This window comes from Halolamina sp., from assembly GCF_036626355.1.
Classification (GTDB): Archaea; Halobacteriota; Halobacteria; order Halobacteriales; family Haloferacaceae; genus Halolamina.
On sequence record NZ_JAZKRY010000020.1, the window covers coordinates 17,672 to 36,504 of the forward strand.

The 18,833-nt window shown below is 65.5% G+C and carries 18 protein-coding genes, 1 other RNA gene and 1 pseudogene; 9 read left to right on the forward strand and 11 right to left on the reverse strand.

Going from position 1 to position 18,833, the window contains the following annotated elements:
• Positions 1-165 precede the first annotated feature (165 nt).
• On the forward strand, positions 166-1,218 hold the full coding sequence (locus V5A38_RS04985) for a sister chromatid cohesion protein PDS5 (RefSeq protein ID WP_332324642.1): 1,053 nt from the start codon (positions 166-168) through the stop codon (positions 1,216-1,218).
• A 15-nt stretch (positions 1,219-1,233) separates the two neighbouring features.
• Here V5A38_RS04985 and V5A38_RS04990 read toward each other — a convergent pair whose 3' ends face one another.
• On the reverse strand, positions 1,234-1,581 hold the full coding sequence (locus V5A38_RS04990) for a cupin domain-containing protein (protein WP_332324643.1): 348 nt from the start codon (positions 1,579-1,581) through the stop codon (positions 1,234-1,236).
• Positions 1,582-1,901: 320 nt separating this feature from the next.
• Between V5A38_RS04990 and V5A38_RS04995 the strand changes: the two genes are divergently transcribed.
• Positions 1,902-2,093: a hypothetical protein gene (locus V5A38_RS04995; RefSeq protein WP_332324644.1), complete on the forward strand. Its 192-nt coding sequence runs from the start codon at positions 1,902-1,904 to the stop codon at positions 2,091-2,093.
• A 165-nt stretch (positions 2,094-2,258) separates the two neighbouring features.
• Here the strand turns inward: V5A38_RS04995 and fer are convergent, their stop codons facing one another.
• From fer to V5A38_RS05015, 4 genes are all read right to left on the reverse strand, one after another.
• Positions 2,259-2,951, reverse strand: coding sequence for a ferredoxin Fer (gene fer / locus V5A38_RS05000; protein WP_332324645.1), 693 nt, complete (start codon positions 2,949-2,951; stop codon positions 2,259-2,261).
• A gap of 319 nt (positions 2,952-3,270) precedes the next feature.
• Positions 3,271-4,935, reverse strand: a complete 1,665-nt coding sequence (locus V5A38_RS05005) for an amidohydrolase (RefSeq protein WP_332324646.1) — start codon at positions 4,933-4,935, stop codon at positions 3,271-3,273.
• Between the two features lie 623 nt (positions 4,936-5,558).
• Positions 5,559-6,536 (reverse strand): alpha/beta hydrolase, encoded by a 978-nt coding sequence (locus tag V5A38_RS05010; RefSeq protein WP_332324647.1) that lies wholly within the window; start codon positions 6,534-6,536, stop codon positions 5,559-5,561.
• Between the two features lie 624 nt (positions 6,537-7,160).
• Positions 7,161-7,994 carry a hypothetical protein gene (locus V5A38_RS05015; RefSeq protein WP_332324648.1) on the reverse strand — a complete coding sequence of 278 codons (834 nt, stop codon included), beginning with the start codon at positions 7,992-7,994 and terminating at the stop codon, positions 7,161-7,163.
• Between the two features lie 151 nt (positions 7,995-8,145).
• On the opposite strand from V5A38_RS05015, the gene V5A38_RS05020 reads away from it, so the two are divergent.
• Positions 8,146-9,240 carry an NADH:flavin oxidoreductase/NADH oxidase gene (locus V5A38_RS05020; protein WP_332324649.1) on the forward strand — a complete coding sequence of 365 codons (1,095 nt, stop codon included), beginning with the start codon at positions 8,146-8,148 and terminating at the stop codon, positions 9,238-9,240.
• 69 nt (positions 9,241-9,309) lie between these two features.
• Here V5A38_RS05020 and ffs read toward each other — a convergent pair.
• The 3 genes and pseudogenes from ffs to V5A38_RS05035 all read right to left on the reverse strand — a co-directional run bounded on the left by ffs (position 9,310) and on the right by V5A38_RS05035 (position 10,387).
• Positions 9,310-9,621: signal recognition particle sRNA (ffs, locus tag V5A38_RS05025), an RNA gene on the reverse strand.
• Positions 9,622-9,664: 43 nt separating this feature from the next.
• Positions 9,665-9,850 (reverse strand): annotated as a pseudogene (locus V5A38_RS05030) (hypothetical protein); the annotation flags it as partial.
• 117 nt (positions 9,851-9,967) lie between these two features.
• Positions 9,968-10,387, reverse strand: a complete 420-nt coding sequence (locus tag V5A38_RS05035) for a hypothetical protein (RefSeq protein WP_332324650.1) — start codon at positions 10,385-10,387, stop codon at positions 9,968-9,970.
• A 144-nt stretch (positions 10,388-10,531) separates the two neighbouring features.
• On the opposite strand from V5A38_RS05035, the gene V5A38_RS05040 reads away from it, so the two are divergent.
• Positions 10,532-11,701 (forward strand): thiolase family protein, encoded by a 1,170-nt coding sequence (locus tag V5A38_RS05040; protein WP_332324651.1) that lies wholly within the window; start codon positions 10,532-10,534, stop codon positions 11,699-11,701.
• A complete protein-coding gene (locus tag V5A38_RS05045; RefSeq protein ID WP_332324652.1) occupies positions 11,698-12,096 on the forward strand; it encodes an OB-fold domain-containing protein in 399 nt (132 codons plus the stop codon). The genes V5A38_RS05040 and V5A38_RS05045 overlap by 4 nt, the downstream gene beginning before the upstream one ends.
• Here the strand turns inward: V5A38_RS05045 and V5A38_RS05050 are convergent, their stop codons facing one another.
• Positions 12,097-12,942: a hypothetical protein gene (locus tag V5A38_RS05050; protein WP_332324653.1), complete on the reverse strand. Its 846-nt coding sequence runs from the start codon at positions 12,940-12,942 to the stop codon at positions 12,097-12,099.
• 88 nt (positions 12,943-13,030) lie between these two features.
• Between V5A38_RS05050 and V5A38_RS05055 the strand changes: the two genes are divergently transcribed.
• Positions 13,031-13,318, forward strand: a complete 288-nt coding sequence (locus tag V5A38_RS05055) for a hypothetical protein (RefSeq protein ID WP_332324654.1) — start codon at positions 13,031-13,033, stop codon at positions 13,316-13,318.
• A 63-nt stretch (positions 13,319-13,381) separates the two neighbouring features.
• Positions 13,382-15,079: a phospholipase D-like domain-containing protein gene (locus V5A38_RS05060; protein ID WP_332324655.1), complete on the forward strand. Its 1,698-nt coding sequence runs from the start codon at positions 13,382-13,384 to the stop codon at positions 15,077-15,079.
• A 59-nt stretch (positions 15,080-15,138) separates the two neighbouring features.
• Here V5A38_RS05060 and V5A38_RS05065 read toward each other — a convergent pair whose 3' ends face one another.
• Positions 15,139-17,061, reverse strand: a complete 1,923-nt coding sequence (locus V5A38_RS05065) for an OB-fold nucleic acid binding domain-containing protein (RefSeq protein ID WP_332324656.1) — start codon at positions 17,059-17,061, stop codon at positions 15,139-15,141.
• Positions 17,062-17,178: 117 nt separating this feature from the next.
• Here V5A38_RS05065 and V5A38_RS05070 point away from each other — a divergent pair, with 117 nt between their 5' ends.
• Both V5A38_RS05070 and V5A38_RS05075 read left to right on the forward strand, forming a co-directional pair.
• The gene (locus V5A38_RS05070) at positions 17,179-17,679 is read left to right on the forward strand and encodes a Mov34/MPN/PAD-1 family protein (RefSeq protein ID WP_332324657.1); all 501 of its coding nucleotides are present in this window, start codon (positions 17,179-17,181) and stop codon (positions 17,677-17,679) included.
• Complete coding sequence (locus V5A38_RS05075; protein WP_332324658.1) at positions 17,676-18,122, forward strand: adenylyltransferase/cytidyltransferase family protein; 447 nt, start codon at positions 17,676-17,678, stop codon at positions 18,120-18,122. Before V5A38_RS05070 ends, V5A38_RS05075 begins: the two co-directional genes overlap by 4 nt.
• On the opposite strand, the gene V5A38_RS05080 is transcribed toward V5A38_RS05075, so the two are convergent.
• Entirely contained in the window at positions 18,091-18,405 is a 315-nt protein-coding gene (locus tag V5A38_RS05080) for a hypothetical protein (RefSeq protein WP_332324659.1), read from the reverse strand. The two genes, V5A38_RS05075 and V5A38_RS05080, sit on opposite strands and share 32 nt — an antisense overlap.
• Positions 18,406-18,833: the final 428 nt, after the last annotated feature.

Consider the following 18,833-nt stretch of genomic DNA (forward strand, 5'->3'; position numbering starts at 1 on the left):
AGTTAGTGAATCCCGTTCTGGGTCCGAGTGGGTCGACACCTCCGGACTGTCCCGGTAGCGTGTCACTGCGGTACTCGGCCGAGCGGGGCGAAAAGCTGCCTCAGACCGGCTGGGACAGCGCCTCAGGAGGCGTAAATTTACGTTCCAGCGGGCGTGTGTACGTCCGTGACGAGTCCCCGCGATCGCGCACTGCGTCTCCGGGATGCTGCGAAGGAGGATCCCGATGCGGTCAACCCCGACCGCGTGCTCGAACTCCTCCGCTACCCAGAGCGTCCGGTGCAGCGTGTCGCGTCGGAGGCGTTTCTGCTTCTACTGACGGAGCACCCGTCTGTCGGAACGAGTGCCGTTGAACGGATCGCCTATCTACTCCGGCAGACCGACCCGGAAACCGCAGCCGAGAGAGACGCGGCCGTCGAGTTCATGGAGACGCTCCTGCTCTGTCTCGCCCGCATCGCCACTGCGGACCCGGAGCGCGTCTACACGGCGCGTCAAGAGGTACTCGACGTACTGGAGGAGCTGGAGGGGCCGCTTGCAGCGCCAGCATCTGTCTGCCTGGTCCAGTTCGTGGAAGCGGACCCGCTCCCCTTGGTCGCCCACGTCGACCGCTTCACGGCGCTGCTCGACGCCGACGATCCGACGGTCCGGCGCAACGCAGCCCATATTCTACTCCAACTCGCGTCCAGCCATCCAAGCGCCGTCGAGCCGTCGCTCCCGACGCTTCGGAGGCGGCTAACAGACTCCGATACCGAGACGGCGAAGAAAGCAGCGGTGGTGCTGGGGTTGGCTGCGCGCGGCTCCCCTGATGAGGTGGCGTCGTCGGTGCCGGCGCTTGCGGACGCCCTCGACGCCGAAGACCGGGGGGTCCGCGCGAACGCCGCCGGCGCGCTGGCGGATATCGCGACCGGACAGCCCGAGCCTGTCGCTGCGTACACCGAAACGCTCGTCGCGAATCTGTCCGACGAAGCAGCCCCAGTCAGGCGGAACGCGACCGCGGCGCTGAGCCGACTCGCCGACGCGGAGACGGATCTCGAAGGGTTGGCCCACGGCGCCCTCATCGAACTGCTCGACGACCCGAACTCGACCGTTCGGGCGACGGCCTGCAGAGCGCTCGGCAACATGGGCTCGCCCGTCGCGCTCGAACTGCTTCGCTCGATTGCAGCGGAGGACGAGGCTGATACTGTTCGATGGGCGGCACGGCGGGCGCTCGAGGACCAGTGACGCCTGTGGCCCGACTTACTCTTCCCGGTCGGTCCAGAACTCGAAGCCGCGGCCGGGCGCGAACACGTCGAGGCCGACCGCGCGCTCGTCGCTCGCGTTCTCGACGCGGTGTTCCTCCCAGGACTCCAGGTGGACGGAGTCGTTTTTCTCGAGCGTCACCGACTCCTCCTGGGTGTGGACCGTGAGCTCACCCTCGAGACAGAGACAGACCTGTTCGTTCTCGTGGTCGTGCATCGGCGAGGAGTGACCCGACGGCTTCTCGAACCACTCGAAGGTGAACCGCTCGCTCCCCGCGAGCGAGCGTCGCTGCCAGCCCGCTTCGGGTTCGTACTGTTCGGCATCGTCGAACTTGACAGTCTCCATGTTCATCAGGAGCACAGCAGCACACATCACTGTTCGGGAAACGGAACTGAAAGAGCGACCCACCCTTCGCTCGGCAGCGGCTGAGAGGCTGAGCCGGCAACTCTGTCCGCGAGGGGGTTCACTTCCGCCCATTCTATTACTTTCACACTGGCTCGCGTGAGTTTGCCCATGTCCACTCGGACGCGCGTCGACGACACTGACCGTCGGCGGCTCGACTCGCTCGTTCGGGCACTCCGCCCGCGAACGCCCGACGTCGCCGTCCGGAAACGCACCGCCGACCTGCTCTGGGACGCGGACCTCGGCGACAGGAGGTTATCGGCGTGCTCGCTGGCGCCGAGGAGGCCGTCTCCCACTCCTCGGCAACCCGCTGTGTGGCTGCCGTCTCGCTGACGGACGTCGGGCCGAATCTCGGCGCCGCCCGCCTGCTGGGGCGGGCGGTCGACCATCCCAGCCGTGCGTTCGTTCACCGTGACGGGGAGTGGGCGTGGACGAACCCCGAACTCGACCACTGAGACGGTCGTGCGTAATTCGGTACCGCCTCGCAGCGACGAACTCCGTCTATCGGCCTTGAAACGACGATGCTCCCGAACGTCGCTGAGAATAGGGACGCACGACCGTATGACGGCGGAGAACGCTGTCGTCGCTGCCCGATTGGACGCCGCCTGGCGAGACCGGCATTACCGGAACTGCTGAGCCGGTAGCCGTAGCTCTTTCAGCCCCGGCAGCTCCTTCACGTTGAACACGACTTTGAGCTGATCGCTCGCCGGTTTGCTGATACAGGAGAGTCGAATCGCCTCCTCGACCATCTCTGTCGAGAGCACGTGGTTGCGGGGCATCTCCACCGCCCCGTCGACTACGGCGACCGCACAGTTCGCACACGCGCCGCCCCGGCAGGCGTATGGCCACGAGAAGCCTCGTTCCTCGGCGGCTTCGAGAATGGTCTCACCGGGCTGAATGAGCAGCCGCCCGTAGTAATCAGGGTCGAGGTCCGCCTCCGCGGCGCGCTCGAACAGGTCATCGTCGTCGATCTCCCAGCCGTGCTCGACGGCCACCTCGTAGTCGAGATACTCCATCCGTACTGCGTCCTGTGCCGCCGTGGAACCCTGTCCTGGCGGGGCTCCACCAGGCTTGGCCCCGTTACCTTTCGGTCCCGGGCCCCCACCGGTGTTGATATCCTCCGCAGCAGGGACGTCAGTCGACGACGCGTCTCCGGCCTGGATTGCGCCGTAGGCCTCCTGGACCCGTTTGAACTCCGCAGTTGAGCCGCCCTGGTCCGGATGTGTCTCCTTCACCCGGCGCCTGTACGCACGGAGGACTGTTGCTTCGTCAGCGTCGGGGTCGACGCCGAGTACGTCGAACGGGGAGTCCACAACCGGGGTAGGAGGTGCGCATACAAATGCGCTTCTTCTGTGGCAGTACCGCTCTCACCGTCGAGGGCTGGGGGGTGGCAGTCACCGGCGCCCGAGTGCCCTGCTCAGTCAACGAGAACCGTTTGGGCGACTCGGGACGGCCAGGGATGGCCTGAATGAACGTGCGGTCGTTAGGCTGCGTTCGCCCCTTTCGGGTAGACCGAATCCCGTGGGAACAGCTCCAGGAAACCGCATAACGGTACGCCCGCCTGCCACGACATCCCAGACGGCATCGCAGGCGGTTGATTTCTTCGGTGAAGAAACAGCGATCCAGACAGTGTCAGTCGAGCACGCCATGCTCGCGATCGTACTTCACCTCCCCGCCGACGATGGTGTACTCCACGTCGATCTCAGCGATGGTTGCGGGGTCCACTGCTCGCGGGTCCTCCGAGAGGACGGTGACGTCGGCGAGTTTCCCGGGCTCGAGCGTCCCCTTCTCGTCCTCGTTGAATCCGAGATACGCCGCGTCGGGGCCGTAGAGGCGGAGGGCGTCCTCGATATCGACGCGCTGGTCAGGACCAACCGTCTCGCCCGTCACGGTCTCCCGGGTCACAGCGGTTCTGAGAGCGATTCGGGGGTCGCCGGTCGCCACCGGCCAGTCGCCGTTGGCTGCAGTTGGAATCCCGCGTTCCTGGAGCGCGCCGACGGCGTACGTCCAGGGCATCCGTTCCTCGCCCCAGTACAGCCAGTTTCGAGAGACGTCGGCACCGAGGAAGCTGATCGACGATGAGACGGTGATTCCCAACTCCTCGATGCGGTCGAGTTGCTCCGGTTTGGTCAGGCCGGCGTGTTCGATGCGGAAACGATGGTCGTCTTCCGGGTCGAGTGCGGCTTCGTAGGCGTCGAGGATGTGATCGATGCCACGGTCGCCCTGGCCGTGGACGCAGACCCGGAGTCCCGCCTCGGCGGCCTTCTCGACCCTGTCGGCGAAGTACTCAGGACTGATGTGGAGCACGCCGTCGTACTGCGGGGAGTCTTCGGGGACTGGCTCACCCACGTACGGCTCGTGCATGGCCGCGGTCCGACCGGTGAACGCGCCGTCCATGAAGTATTTCACGCCGACGACGAACAGGTCGGCGCTGCCGAACTCCGTCTCGATGCCCGCCGCAGCCAGATGGGAGAGTACGTCAGGGCCGTCGCCGCCGAGTTCCGGCCCCGCGTCGCCCTGGATCATCATTCCGACACGGACCGGGAGCTCCCCTTCACGCGAGAGTTCCTGATAGATCTGCAGGTCATCCGGCGTGGTTTTCGCCTCGTGAGCCGTCGTCACGCCCCACTCCAGCAGCTGCTCCATCGCGCGCTCGACGTTGGCCTTCCGCTCCTCGCGGCTCTCCTCCGGAATCGCCTCGTGGAGCGGAATCTCCGCCTCCTCACTCACCAGGCCCGACGGTCGACCGTCCTCGTCACGCTCGATGACCGCGGGGGGTTCGGGATCAGGGGTGTCCTTGTCGATGCCGCCGATGTCCAGTGCCGCGGAGTTGTAGATGCTCCCAGTGTGGCCGCCGACGCTGTTGACCTGCACCGGGTTGTTCGGCGCCGCCTCGTCGAGGTCCCAGCGGTTGATGTGACGCCCTTCGTCCTCCCAGACGAGGCCGAGATTGTAACCGCTCACGAGGATCCACTCGCCATCCTCAGTCCCATCGGCCCGTTCGGCGAGGCGTTCCTGGACGTCGGCGACAGATTCGTTCGGCGGGGAACGCGCGTTCACGTGAGTCATCCGCTGCCCACCCATCGGAATATGGAGATGGGTATCGATGAATCCCGGGAGCGCCGTGCGCCCATCGAGATCGATTACCGTCGTCTCCGGGCCGATGGAGTCGGATATTTCGTCAGTGCCGCCGACGGCGGTGATACGGTCGTTGACGAAGGCAACTGCGCTGGCCTCCGGGATATCGTCTGTGAGAGTCAGTACCGTGCCGTTTGTGAGCACTACATCAGCGTCCATGCGCCTACACGCGCCTACTGTGTAATAACGGTTCGTGCGTCTGGCCCAGGTTGCCGCGAGACCGCTCGATACCGTGTCAGCCGGGAGATTCCGAACCGGCAGCATTCGTCGTTGGCAACTGCAGTTAGTAACCTGAGAACTGACTGATTGGGGACGATGCGTACACAGAAAGACCGACAGGGGCGCCGCGAGTTCGGCAGCGTTGAAGAGAACGGGGCGCTGCGTTCTTCGAGCACTGCTACGTCCACATCGAGAAGGGGCCCACATGCTCGCTGAGCGCGCCCAGGCCAGCGGCGGCGTCCTCGTCGCGAGGATGGACTCGCTGCACGACGACATGGAGCTCTACAGCGAGGTGATCCAGGGGTTCGCGAACGCGTCAAGCTTGCAAACAACCTCGGTGATGACACCACCGAGGAGCTGCTACGCGACGTGCTCGAAACGATGGAAGCGAACGCTCGCCACTGCGAGCATTCCTTCGTGGATGACAGCCTCGTTCTGGGGGACTGAGCGGCGAGCGAGCTTCCACTCCGAGTTTTCCGCTTTATATCTCACCCGTTTGTAGTGCTCCGGGGTTCGACGTGACACCGCGGCGCTGATAGTGACGGCTGACTGATCGCGTTGGGCTATTCTGTGAGCGCCCGGCCCAGCGCAGCAAGACGCGTTTCCCACGTTTCCTGGGCGAGTTGTGCGTCGGGAGCGAGCCCATCGTACCCGTGGTAGGCGCCGGGCCAGAGATGGAACTCGGTCGGAACCCCACCGTTCGTCAACCGCTCAGCGTATGACTTCGATTCATCGCGGAACACGTCGTGGGTCCCGACGTCGATAAACGTCGGTGGGAGTCCGGAGAGATCGGCCACCCGTCCGGGCGCGGCATCCGGTGGGAGCTCGTCCGACGCACTGAGATCGCCGAGATACGCGTCCCATGCCTGACGATTAGTTCCACGGTCCCAGATTCCGATATCGGTTATCTGCTTGCTCGACTCGGTGATGTTACGGTCGTCCAGCATCGGATAGATGAGCATCTGGTAGCGCAACTCGGGCCCACCTTCGTCGCGTGCACGAAGCGCGACAGCAGCCGAGAGCCCGCCACCGGCGCTTGGCCCGGCGATGGCGAGCCGGGAGCTGTCGATTCCCACGTCCGCAGCGTTCTCCGCGACCCACTCCAATCCAGCGTGGCAGTCGTCGACTGGTGCGGGGTAGGGATGTTCGGGCGCGAGTCGATAATCGACAGAGACGACGACGCAGTTCAGCTCGTCCACGAACCGTTCGCAGTTCGGATCCTCTTGGTCTAACCCGCCCATGACCATGCCGCCGCCGTGAATCCAGTAAATACCGGGCAGTCCCGGCTCAGCCTCGACGGGCCGATAGATTCGAAGCGGGAGCTCCTGGTCGTCCGTTGGACCCGGAACGGTGACATCCTCGGATTCGACTTCGGGGAACGCTGGTGCCTCGGCGAGCATCATCTCCGACAGTTGGGCCGCCTGATCCCGACTTGCAGGCAGGTCATCGAAGTCGAGAACGTTCGTCGGGAGGTACTCTTCGGGAATCGCTTCGAGCGACGCTGCCAGTTCTGTATCGAGGTCGGGCAACTCCTGTTCCATGGTACCAATGCACACGTACTGCTACTTAATTTATACACCGAACCGACCTGGTGAGGCCGCGTCGGTAACGGGCGAATCCGCAGCTCCCGTCGCTTCCCCTCGATTGGAGACGGGACTCTGACTCATAGTCAGACTAACTCAACGAACTCGGGCTGTCGTCACTGCCAGCATGTGTCCGGAGAGATCCGCGACTCCCGGATCGCCCCGAAGCACGGCGACAGCGTCCTGGAGCGCTTCGCGCTGGACGTCATTGAGCGCGTCAAACTCGTCGCGGCGCTGTGAGACGACGCTCTCCAGGCCGGGGAGCATCCGTACCGTTAGCCCCGCCCGGTACAGGAGTAACCGGAGTTCGTCCGCACGTAACAGATGAATCGGCGGCGTGTTGTTCGGCGAGTTCGACCTGGCGGTGGCTCAGATCGACCAGCCTCACCTCGTTGCCCTGCTGGGCAAGTTCGACAGCGTACCGACCGGCGCTCCCACTCACGAGCGCCGTAGTCGTCGTCGTATGCTATGGGGGTGAACTCGGCCATCCCCCGAGCGCTGTCTCGGAGTCATTCGGTCCACCGGTCAGACGGGTTGCCCGTCGAACCGAGATGGGCTGCAGAATCGGGGATGGGGCAGGCGTTACCGGCCGATGTCGCAGCCGGAGACCGTATCGCACTCCAGGCCTTCCGCTTCCAGCGCATCGATAAACTCGTTTACGCCGATGGCGTCGCTCGCGATGTGGCCAGTGACGACGAGATTCGTCCCCTCGCCACCGTATTCCTCCTGCAGCGTCGCCGTGTCGCCCGAGCCGATGTGGATGTAGAGCACCGTGTCGACGCCGTTGTCGAAGTAGGCGCTCGCGACTTCGCTCCCGCCGTTGGTGCCCGCGGCGTGGTGGATAGCCACCTCGCCGAGGTCGTTATCTCGGTGACCGAGCCGGAGTTCCGCGTCGGTCAGCGCCTCCTCGATTTCGGGAATCTCGTCGAGTGCGTCGGCGAACTCGCCCACAGTGGCGTCGTCGGCGAGCTCGTCGGCGACCTCGCGGAACCGTCGCCGCCCGATCTCGTCCGGTGCCAGATGGACGTTCATATACGGCTGGTCGAGATGCTCGGCGATGCTGGGGTCGTGACGGTAGTTAGCGCTGTGGCCCGCGTGCTCCATCCGCGAGCGTAGATCGGCAACGGCCGCCTCGGCGCGCTCCTCGGGGACGCCGTGGGCCGTCATGAACTCGACCTGCCTGTCCAGCACAGGCGCGAAGTTGACCCGCGGATCGCCCCCCGGCGGGTGGTGGGCAAGCACGAGATCGTACCCCTCACGCTCGGCGAGTTGGATCTCGGGTGACTCGAGGTCGATACCCACGAGCGCCGTCTCGACGGCATCGGCGCGGACGTGGATACCGCTGTCTGCCGGCACCTCGTCCCAGCCAACGAGGTCGAGACTAATCTGCATGATGTCCTCCGTGGAGAGTACCATACCGCTCCTCCCCGTGGGCGGCGGGAAAAAGGCTCGAAGTCGGCAAGCGTGACCCACTGGATGACCAGAACGTTCGGAACCGGCTGTCACGGGAATCGGCAAAGCAGGCGCCAGTCGACAGCGCCTTTTCGACCCCCATCGAAGCGTGGCTGTGAACTCATCGCTGTTCGAGCCGCTGACACTGCGGGAGACGACCGTTCCGAACCGTGTGATGGTCTCCCCGATGTGTCAGTACTCCTGTGACGCCCGTGACGGCCTCGCGACCGACTGGCATCTGGTCCATCTGGGGAGCCGCGCATCCGGCGGTGCCGGCATCGTGATGTCTGAAGCAACCGCCGTCGAGCCCCGTGGCCGCATCTCTCCGGAGGACCTCGGCCTCTGGAGCCAGGAACACGCTGACGCCCTGGCGCCGATTACGGATTTCATCCGGGGCCAGGGAAGCGTCCCAGCGATCCAACTGGCCCACGCCGGGCGGAAAGCGAGCACCGCCCGGCCGTGGGAGGGCCACGAACCGCTCAGTCCAGACCAAGGTGGCTGGGAGACGATTGCGCCTTCCGAGAAGCCGTACCCCCGTGACGGTGGCGAGGTCCAGACCCGGAAGATGGACCAGGCTGACATCGAGGACGTCACGCAGTCGTTCGTCGACGCCGCGGAGTTCGCGCTCGAGGCGGGCTTCGAGATTCCCGAAATCCACGCCGCACACGGCTACCTGTTCCACGAGTTCCTTTCGCCGGTGAGCAACGACCGCGACGACGAGTACGGCGGGAACTTCGAGGGGCGGACGAAACTGCTTCGCGAGGTCTGTGAGGGAATCCGAGCGGTCTGGCCCGACGAGAAACCCATCTTCGTCCGCATCTCCGCGACCGACTGGCTCGACGACCGGGAGTCCTGGGACGTTGCCCAGTCCGCACGCCTGGCGAGCGAACTGGCGGATATCGGCGTCGACCTGCTCGACGTCTCCGGCGGCGGCATCCACCCCGATCAGGCGGTTCCGAGAACGGGCCCGGGCTATCAGGTCCCGTACGCAGAAACCATTCGCGAGGCGGTCGAGGGCAAGATGTTCGTTGGCACCGTCGGCGGCATCACGACGCCGGAGTACGCCGAGACCCTCATCGCCAACAACCGTGCCGACCTCGCTATCATCGGGCGCGAGCATCTGCGCGATCCGTACTTCTCGCTCCACGCCGCCGACGCGCTTGGCGCCGAGGAAGGGGTCGAGTGGCCCAACCAGTACAAGCGCGCCTGACGGGCGCTGGCTGCGACGGTCGCGGGTTCTCCCCGAGCCGAGGGCTCGCGAATGTGAACACGAAATGAATGACGGACAGCAGGGTTGGCCCGGCGTTCCGGTACGGGGAATCCCGGTTGCCTCCTCCACCCCGCGGCCCTACGAGCGACGGGCGTCCGACGGTGGGCTGCTCGCTTCCGCGCCTGACCCAGTACCGCCGATGAACCACGGCGGACCGCCCCTGCGGGCGGGCGTCGTGGACCGCTGTCCCCGTAGGACGAGGTTTCAACGTCGGCTCCCGGGGCCCGTGCCGGTCTGACCGGACGCGCCCTGGGTTCGGTCCCCCCTGAAGACTACCTCGGGGGTGACGAGCGGGGCCTAACCGCCCGACCTAGTCCAGTTCACTGTAGCGGGGTCGTACTTAAGGGCCTTTCGGGACAACGGTTCACAGTTCGACGGTGGCGAGCGTCGCCGCAAGCTCCTTGGCCGCCTCGACGAAGCCGTCAAACTTCGGGACGTACTCGCGAACGTCCGCCGCTTCCGGCGGCTGATACTGGGAAACGAGGTAGACGCCGTCGCTTCCGCCGACCCGGAGGTAGTCGAGGTCGCCGGCCTCGTACTTCACCGTCCACGCGCCGGCGTCGGTCGGGTCGATCGGTGGCCAAACAGTCACGGACACAACACGGGAGTGATGGGCGTAACCGCGCCGGTGTAGACAGGAGCGAGAACGGACGCACCCGGGCGTCAGTCACAGCGCTGCCCGGGCCTGGAGTCCCGCAACGGCGGCCAACATGAGTGTTCCAACGAGCACCATCCAGCGGTGGTTTTCGATCCAGGCGTACTCGGCGGGGAAGCTGAACAGTACGGTCGAGTCGATCATCACGAGCCAGGCGATTCCGAGCAGCAGTGTCACGATGGCGACGATGAGCCCGGCGCCAGAGAGCATCAGGCCGTCAGTGTGGGGCTGGTCGACGGAGAGAAAGACGACGACGGCGACGGCCGCGAGTAGGCCGACCGCTGTCAGCCCGAACGGCCCCGCGGCGTAGTAGGCGCCGAGGGTGCTGTCGGCACCGCTAACGGCCACCAACGGGGTGAAGACGACGACTGCGAGCAGTGCTGCGACCGCCGCGGCGGCCATCGCCAGCCGAGAGGGGTTCTCGAACTCCATGGGCAATGCTCCGCCGGACCGGGGATAAATCGCACGCGTGCCGGTGGAGGGTAGCCGAAAGGGAGCGAGTGGTGGGTCCGTTGAGCCGGCGGGCCCCAACACCGGAAGGGAAACGCGTAAGCAATACCGGGACGCGGAACGGGTATGGAACGAGTCGCAATCGTCGGCGCGTCGATGACCCCTTTCGGCACGCGAGAGGGGGAATGGCTCCGTGACCTGCTCGTGGAGGCCGGGGCGGCCTGCCTCGACGACGCCGGCGTCGAGTCCGACCGAATCGATCATCTGTACGTCTCGAACATGGCCAGCGGCGAGCTGGAAGGCCAGACGGGCGTCCCGAACATGCTGGCCCAGGACCTCGCGGCCACGCCCGCCTACACCGCACGCATCGACCAGACCAGTAGCTCCGGCGGCGCCGGTATCTACGCCGCCTGGCAGTCAATCGCCTCCGGCGCGAGCGAGACGACGCTGCTCGTCGGTGGCGAGAAGATGACCCACCGGACAACAGGTGACGCGACTGACGTCATCGCCTCGCTCACCCACCCGGTGGAGTACAAACACGGGGTCACGCTCCCCTCCTTCGCCGGCCTCACGGCGCGACTCTATCTCGACGAGTACGACGCGCCGCGGGACAGCCTCGGCAAAGTGGCGGTGAAGAACCACCGGAACGGCGTCGATAACCCCAACGCCCAGTTCCAGAAGGAAGTCGACCTCGAGACGGTACTCGACTCTCCCATCGTCGCCGACCCGCTACGGCTCTACGACTTCTGTCCAATCACGGACGGCTCGGCGGCGCTGCTGTTCTGCCCCGAATCCATCGCCCGCGAGATCACGGACGAGTACGTGGTCGTCAGCGGGGTCGCGGGCGCGACGGACACCCACGTCGTCCACGAGCGCTCGGACCCGACGACGATGCGCGGCGTCGTCGAATCCAGCCAGGCCGCCTACGAGATGGCCGACCGCTCGCCAGAGGATATCGACGTGGCGGAGCTCCACGACATGTTCACCATCCTCGAGTTCCTGCAGTTCGAGGGGCTCGGCTTCGCCGAGAAGGGCGAAGGCTGGAAATCCGTCGAGGAGGGGCGGACCGAACGGGACGGCGATATCCCTATCAACACCTCCGGCGGCCTCAAATCGAAAGGCCACCCCCTCGGTGCGTCGGGCGTCGCGCAGGCCGTCGAAATCGTCGAACAGCTCACCGACGAGGCCGGCGACCGCCAGCTTCCCGACCCGGAGGTCGGGCTGGCGTGTAACGTCGGTGGCTTCGGAAACTGTGTGACAACCACCATTCTCGAGCGCCCGGAGGCAGGACAATGAGCGACCAGAACGCGGACGACCCGGCCGAGTCCAAGATGATCGCCTACCGCTACCCAGACGGCAGCCTCACGTACCCCGGCCACCCACGCGGGCCAGGCGGCGAGGAAGCCATTGGAACTGTCGACCTGAGTGAGTATACCGCTGAAGTCATCACCTGGACCACCTCGACGGCGACGCCCCCGGGCGTTCGTCAGCCCAACCATCTCGCTATCGTGGAGTTCGACGTGGACGGCGAGCCCGTTCGTGCATTGGGCCAACTCGAGGAAGCTGACGTCGACATCGGCGACGAGGTCGAACCGGTGTACGAAGCTGCGCTCCGAGACCCCGAGGCGGGTATCCGCGAGCCCGAGAGTCAGGCGTGGGACGGCTACCGGTTCCGGTCGGTCGAGAAGTAGCTAGTCGCTGTCGGCTGATTCGTCGTCCCCGGATTCTTCCGCGGCTGATTCGTCGCCGCCGGCCTCGTCGGTTTCGGATTCTGCTCCACCGTGGTCACTATCGGGAGCCGCCTCAGCGTCTTTCTCCGTCGGTTCGCCTCGAACCTCTTCCCGGATGGAGTCCAACTCGGCATCAACGTCCACGCCTGAGTCCGTCTCGGCATCTCTCTTCGCTCCCTCGTCGTCGCTCGCTGTTGATTCCTCGACATCGATATGGACTGGGCCAGCAGACTCGCTGGTCTCGCGCTCTGTCGCTCCAGCGTCCGTCACTCCACCAACGGACCGTCGTCGCCCATCGCTCTCCGGAACCCGCTCGCGGACCACTTCGGAGAGCCGCTCGGCTTCTTCGAGGAGCTGTCGGGCCTCCGGGTCCGTTGGCTCGGTCCCGGAGAGTGCCTCCTGCAACTCGCCGAGTCCCGAGGAGAGGCGGTCCGTCGAGAGGCGACCGCCCGCGTCGAGTGCCCGACTGACGGCGCTTTCCTCCCCGGTCTCGACCGCGGACCGCTCCGGGTCGACCGCTCGGAGCGCTGCGCCGGCGAGTCGGAGCAGCCGGATGTTCGCCTCCAGAATCGCGATGAGCGTGGGGATCGTTTGCTGTTCGGTGAAGCGCAGTAGCTCGCGCATCCCGGGCGGACGCGGGGCAATCGGGCGATCACGGCGGCCTGCGTCGCGGCGGCGATCGTGGCCCGACCGGCTCGCGGGGGCACGCTCCCCGTCCGTGAGCGTCCCACGAAGCTCCGTCAACGTCGTTTCGAGCTCCGAGAGCATCGTTTCGAGCTCCGGGTCGGTGTCGCGGCGATCTGACATAGTCGTCGCTTGGGCCGCGTGCGGGATAAGCCAACCGCGGGTCGCCGACACCGATGGGATTTACTCCGGGGCCGCACAACACACAGACATGAGTGACAAGACCGGCAGCGAGGCTGCCGAACGGTCGCAGGGTACCGTGACCGCTCGCTACGTCGAGGCGGATGGCGAACGCCAGCTCGTCTTCGAGCGGAACGGTCAGCTGGCCGTCGTGGCACAGAACATCGAGGGCTACGCGATGCTCAAAGTCCGGAATGACGGCGACGAACTCGAACGCTACTACGGCTTCGATATGGCGCTCGACCACGCCGCCGAACTGCTGGGCGTTGGGGTCGACGACCTCCCGGTCCCGGAGCCAGCTGAAGATATGGGGATGTAACTCGGACGCTGAAAATTCTGCAAAGGCCGAGGGTTCTTCCGTGATGAGGGGGCCAGGGTCTCTGTGCCTCGACGCACTCCCGGCTGGTCACTGCTTCGCCAACAGGTGCCTCAACTCGCGCCGTCGAGCCCCGGGCTCGTTCGCGTTCTCCTTCTCTGCTGCCTGCTGAGTGGCGGGGTTGCTGGCGGGATCGGGGTCGATTCTGCCGGTGGTGCAGTCCCAACCACCGCTGTCGGTCAGGCAGGCGAGCGCTCCGAGAGGGCAGCCATCACCGCAGTGTATCCGAACCCCGTCCACGATGGTGATGCGGGAGAGTACGTCGTCCTCCACCTCCCGGTGCCAGGGAACTGGTCGCTCTCTGATGGTGAATCGACCGTTTCGGTACGGAACCGGTCCGGCCAGGTGGTCGTCAGTTCAGACCCGGAGCTCGTCCGCGAAGAGGTTCCGAACGTAACGCTCGTCGGTGGTACACTTTCGCTGTCGAACGTGGGCGAGGCGCTCACACTCAGGCGTGACGGTGAGCCGGTCGACCGGGTGCGCTACGAGAACGCCCCTGAGGGGTACCGGTACACCCCCGAGGCCGGGACATGGCGAGTGCGCGGGTTCTCCCCCCGTGAAGCAGTCACGACAGGCCCGGCGAACGCGACAGCGTTTCTGCTCCCTGACACTCCTTCCCTCCCGCTGGAGACACTCGAACGGGCCGAGAACCGGCTGCTCCTCGCGGGCTACTCATTCTCCTCCGAACGCGTTACCGCGGCGCTGGTAGCAGCAGCCGAGCGCGGTGTGCGGGTTCGCGTCCTCGTGGAGGCCAACCCGGTTAGCGCCATCTCTCGGCGCCAGGCTCGGCTCCTCGACCGACTGGTGGCTGCCAGCGTCGACGTCCGCGTCATCGGCGTCGGCACGGAGCGCTACGCATACCATCACCCGAAATACGCTGTTGTCGACGATCGGGCACTGGTGTTGACCGAGAACTGGAAACCCGCCGGCACCGGCGGCCAGTCCAGCCGAGGCTGGGGCGTTCGGGTTGCGAGCGATCGAACCGCGGAAGCGCTGGCGACGGTTTTTGCTCACGACGCCGACGGACCAGATACCCGGCTGTGGTCGGTGTTCCACCGCAGCCGAACGTTCGAGCAGATGCCAGCCGCGAACGGAAGCTACCCCAGCAAACTTCCGCCTGAGCAGCTCCGGGTTCGGAACGTAACGGTGCTCACCGCACCGGGCAACGCGGAGTCGACGCTGGTCGGGTACATCGACGACGCCGACGAGCGAGTGGACGTGGTCCAGCCGACCCTCGGCAGGGAGGGGAACGCGATGGTGGAGGCAACGCTGCGGGCGGCCCGCCGCGGCGTCGAGGTACGCATCCTCCTCTCCGGGGCGTGGTACGTCGCCGAGAAGAACGAAGCACTCGTCTCGTGGCTGGAGGACTGGGCCGACCGCACCGGCGCTCCGCTTTCGGTGAAGCTGGCTGAGCCAGGTGGTCGGTACGAGAAGATTCACGCGAAGGGCGTGCTCGTGGATGATGAGCTCGCGGTCGTCGGCTCACTCAACTGGAACCGTCATAGCGCCCAGGAGAACCGAGAAGTGGCGCTCGCACTCCACGGCCCCGAGCCCATCGCGTTCTACCGGTGTGCGTTCGAGGCCGACTGGTCTGGCAGTGGTGGCGGGCAACGGTGGCTGTTCATCGCGGGCGCCGCGGCAGCGGTCATCGTCGCCGGTGTCGTGGGTGCCCGAACGATGTCCTTTACCCAGGTGGAGCTGTAGAAGGCTACGTAGAAGACTGCGTAGTAGAAAGGGCGTCTGCGGTGCCGGACCGGGCTCGCTTAGTCGTCGATCGCCGTCGCCGCCGAGGAGAGCTCCTCGTCGATTTCGGCGTCGGCCATCTTCTCGACCAGCGCGTCGATGACCTGCTGGCGCCGGCCCTTCACGAACTTGATGGAGCCCACGACAAGGTGGCCGCCGCCGGAGACACCGGCGCCGGGGAACTCGTCGTTGAGCTCCTCGACCATCTCGGGGATATCCAGTCGCACGCCGTCGCTTCGGAGGACGGCGAAATCAGGCCCGTAGCCGATGGTGATTACCGGGTCGCCGGTTTCCTGGACTTTCGTGTCGTGGACCTCACCCGTGGTTTTCCCCGGTGCAGGGTAGGTAAACCGGTGGGCCCACCTGTCGAGGTCGACTCGGTAGAGGTGGGCGTCACTCGAGAGGCGTTCGTGCTCGACGTGGCTCTCGACGGCGTCGAGCTGCTCCTCGACGTCCCGTTCGGCGCGGGTGGAGAGGAACTCGACGAGTTCCTCGTGGCGCTTCTCCTCCTCCTCGCCGACGTTGAGCACGTCGGCGACTATCGAGTGGCCGCTGGAGTAGCGCAGCCAGTGGGCGGCGTAGTCCAGCGCCTCGCCGATGTTGCTGAGGTTGTCGCGGGTGTAGCCCTCGTCCTCGGCGAGGGCGACGTAGTCGGCCATCGCGTCGGCGTTCGAGCGGTCCGAGATGCCCGCAACGGCGGGAACGTGTCGGAGGTCATCCGTGATCTGGGGATCGATCATCCGGGCGAGTTCGACACACATCATCCCGGTCGTGATGCTGTAGTCCTCGTCGTAGAGGTAGGGGTTGACGTGGGCATCGAGCAGCGGTTCGACCGCCTCCGGGTCCGGATGGTGATGGTCGACGACGGCGATTGGCATGTCGTAGTGCGCCAGATTGCGGTAGGCCGGCACGTCCTCCTCGGTACTGCCGTTGTCGAGCATCAGCAGGAACGGGAGCTGCTGGCCGTGGCGGGCCCGTCCCTCGAGCGCGAAGTTGAGGTCGCGAGTCACGTCTTCCATCTCGTAGAACGGTGCTTTCGATGGGAGTCGCTTGAACAGGTGGCGGCTCGCGTCGGGGTCGTCGTGGACCGCCTCGATGAAGTTCGAGAGCGCGCGCTGAACCGGCACTGCTGCGCACATCCCGTCGCCGTCGGCGTGGTGGCGCACCCGGATGGGGCGGCCCTCCAGCACGGTCCGGCGGAGCAGGCGTGCGAGTGACTCCAGGTCGGGGCGGAGCTTCTCGAACTCTGGCCATTCGACGAGCGGGTCGACGCTCGCGGGACCTGCGCGCTCGGTCCGGGCCTCGTCGAGGCGCTCCCGTGCGGCGGCGGCTTTCTCGTCCTCGAGCAGCGTCACGTCTTCGACCTCCAGCTGCTGGATGCCCTCGTGGATGCCGACCTCACCGGTCACCCGAACGATGTCGCCGAGTTCGACCTCGGGGTAGGCGCGGACGCCAGCCTCTTCGAAGGCGGCGGCGGCGACGATGCCGGTCTCGTCGCCAACGTGGAAGATTGTCGGGCCGCCAGTCTGTTTGATCTGGGTCATCTCGCCCTCGACGGTTGCCGTCTCGCCACGCGTCAGGGACTCGATCGCCGTGATTTCGGGCTCGTGTTCGACGTGGACCAGCTGGTGGTTCGCGGGGTCGATCTCTTCGAAGGCGAGGTCGCCGTTCTCCCGGATCTCCTCCAGGCGGACGACGAACTCGTCGCCGACTTCGTACTCGTTGTCGAGGCTGGATTCGTGAACCAGACCGGAGACGTTGTCCGAGACGTCGACGAACACGCCGTAGTCGACGACGCCGTTGACGGTGACCAGATAGCGCGTGCCTTCTGCGACCTCCTCGGCGGTACAGTCGGGGTCGAGCTCGTAAACGATGGGGGGCTCGTCAGGAACATCCTGACGTGCCGAGGGCGAACCGCCCTCGGACTTGGAGTTGTTGCTCATGACGTGAATACCGCGGTCGCGCGAGTTAAGTCTTGTATGTTCGACCTGTGTCTGGGAAATCATCAGCCTCGTCCCGTCCCGGAATGCTTAGTTGTCGGGAACGCCGACAGACTGACAATGGGACTGTTCCGGTCGGGCGAAGTCATCGGCATCGCCGAGGACGCCCTGACGTTCGCTCTCGAGGCTTCCCGCGAGACGCATCCGAACGAGTATATGGGGCTGCTGCGCGGCGACCGCGCGAGAAACGTCGGTGTCGACGGCGATGGGCTGGTCGTCACTGACATCCTCATCATCCCCGGAACCGAGTCCAACTCGGTAAGTGCAACCGTTCGAACGAGCATGATTCCGAATGATTTCTCGGGTGTCGGGTCGGTCCACTCACACCCAAACGGCGTGCTGGAACCCTCGAAAGCCGACCTGGCAACGTTCAGCAAGGGCCAGGTGCACATCATCATCGGCCACCCGTACGGGCAAAACGACTGGGTCGCCCTGGACCGAGAAGGGAAACGTCGCAGCCTGCCGGTCCTCAACGCCGATATCGAGGATCCCGAGGAGTTCTTCGACTTCGATCAGTCGGATATCGACGATGAACTCGGCCTGGATGGAGCGGAGCGATGACCGAGAGAGCTGAGCCGACCCGGGTCGTCGCCCAGGGAACCTTCGACTTGCTCCATCCCGGTCACGTCCAGTATCTCCGAGAGGCGGCGACGTTCGGCGACGAACTCCACGTCATCGTCGCCCGGTGCAGCAACATCACCCACAAGGACCCACCGATTGTACCCGGCCACCAGCGCCGCGAAGTCGTCGACGCCATCGACGCCGTGGACGAGGCACATCTGGGCCACGAGTCGGATATTTTCGTGCCGATCGAACGCATCGACCCGGCTGTCATCGTTCTGGGATACGACCAGCACCACGACGAGGCAGACGTCGCCGCCTCGCTCGAAGAGCGGGGTATCGACTGTCGCGTCGAGCGCGCTGGCCCGCGCGAACAGCAACACCAGGACGAGCTGCTTTCGACTGGGCGCATCATCGACCGGATTCTCGAACGGCGCGGCTGAGCGACGTCTCGCCACCGTCAGGGCGCTGTACCGGCTCGTCGAGCCACCGCAGAACGTCCTGACTCAGCACCGCAGCGGTGACGTTCTCCTCGGCTGGGAGACGCCACAGGACTCCATGCAGTAGCCATGCTAAATCCCTTGGTTCGGTCGTACGCGTGGTGATGACGTTCTCCTGGCCCGGGATGATGTCCAGTTCCACCCCATTGCCGGTACTGCAAACGGAATCGATACGGTCCCGTGAACTGATGCCGAAGTGAATCCGACCGTCGACTTGGAGCACCATTGGTCTGCTCGTGGTGCGGGTAGGTACGCATCCAGCCCCACCGGAAAGACGCGACCTGGACACCCACATCACCCTGGTCCCGGGTGGGTTCGTCGGGCTGGCTCTCGGAAGCGCGTGATCGCGTCCAAGCGCGCCGCTTCGGTGACGAGCGAGACGGGAATAGCGATGATGAGCAGGCTCTAACGGAGTTCGTTGATGAGGTCGGCCGTCGTCGTCAGCCCGGCACAAGGGGGTCAGCGAAGACGACCAGCGAGACGAGCGCCACAGCTAGGGCCCGGTGTCACCAGCCGGTACTCCCGTCGAACGCCGCAGTGGCGACCGAACACGAGGACCAGGAAGATACGCGAGCGCCGGCCCCCTGATAGTGATTACGGCGAATAGTGTCATCGACGGTGTCGAAAGACGCCGGTTCAGGGGCTCCCATCACC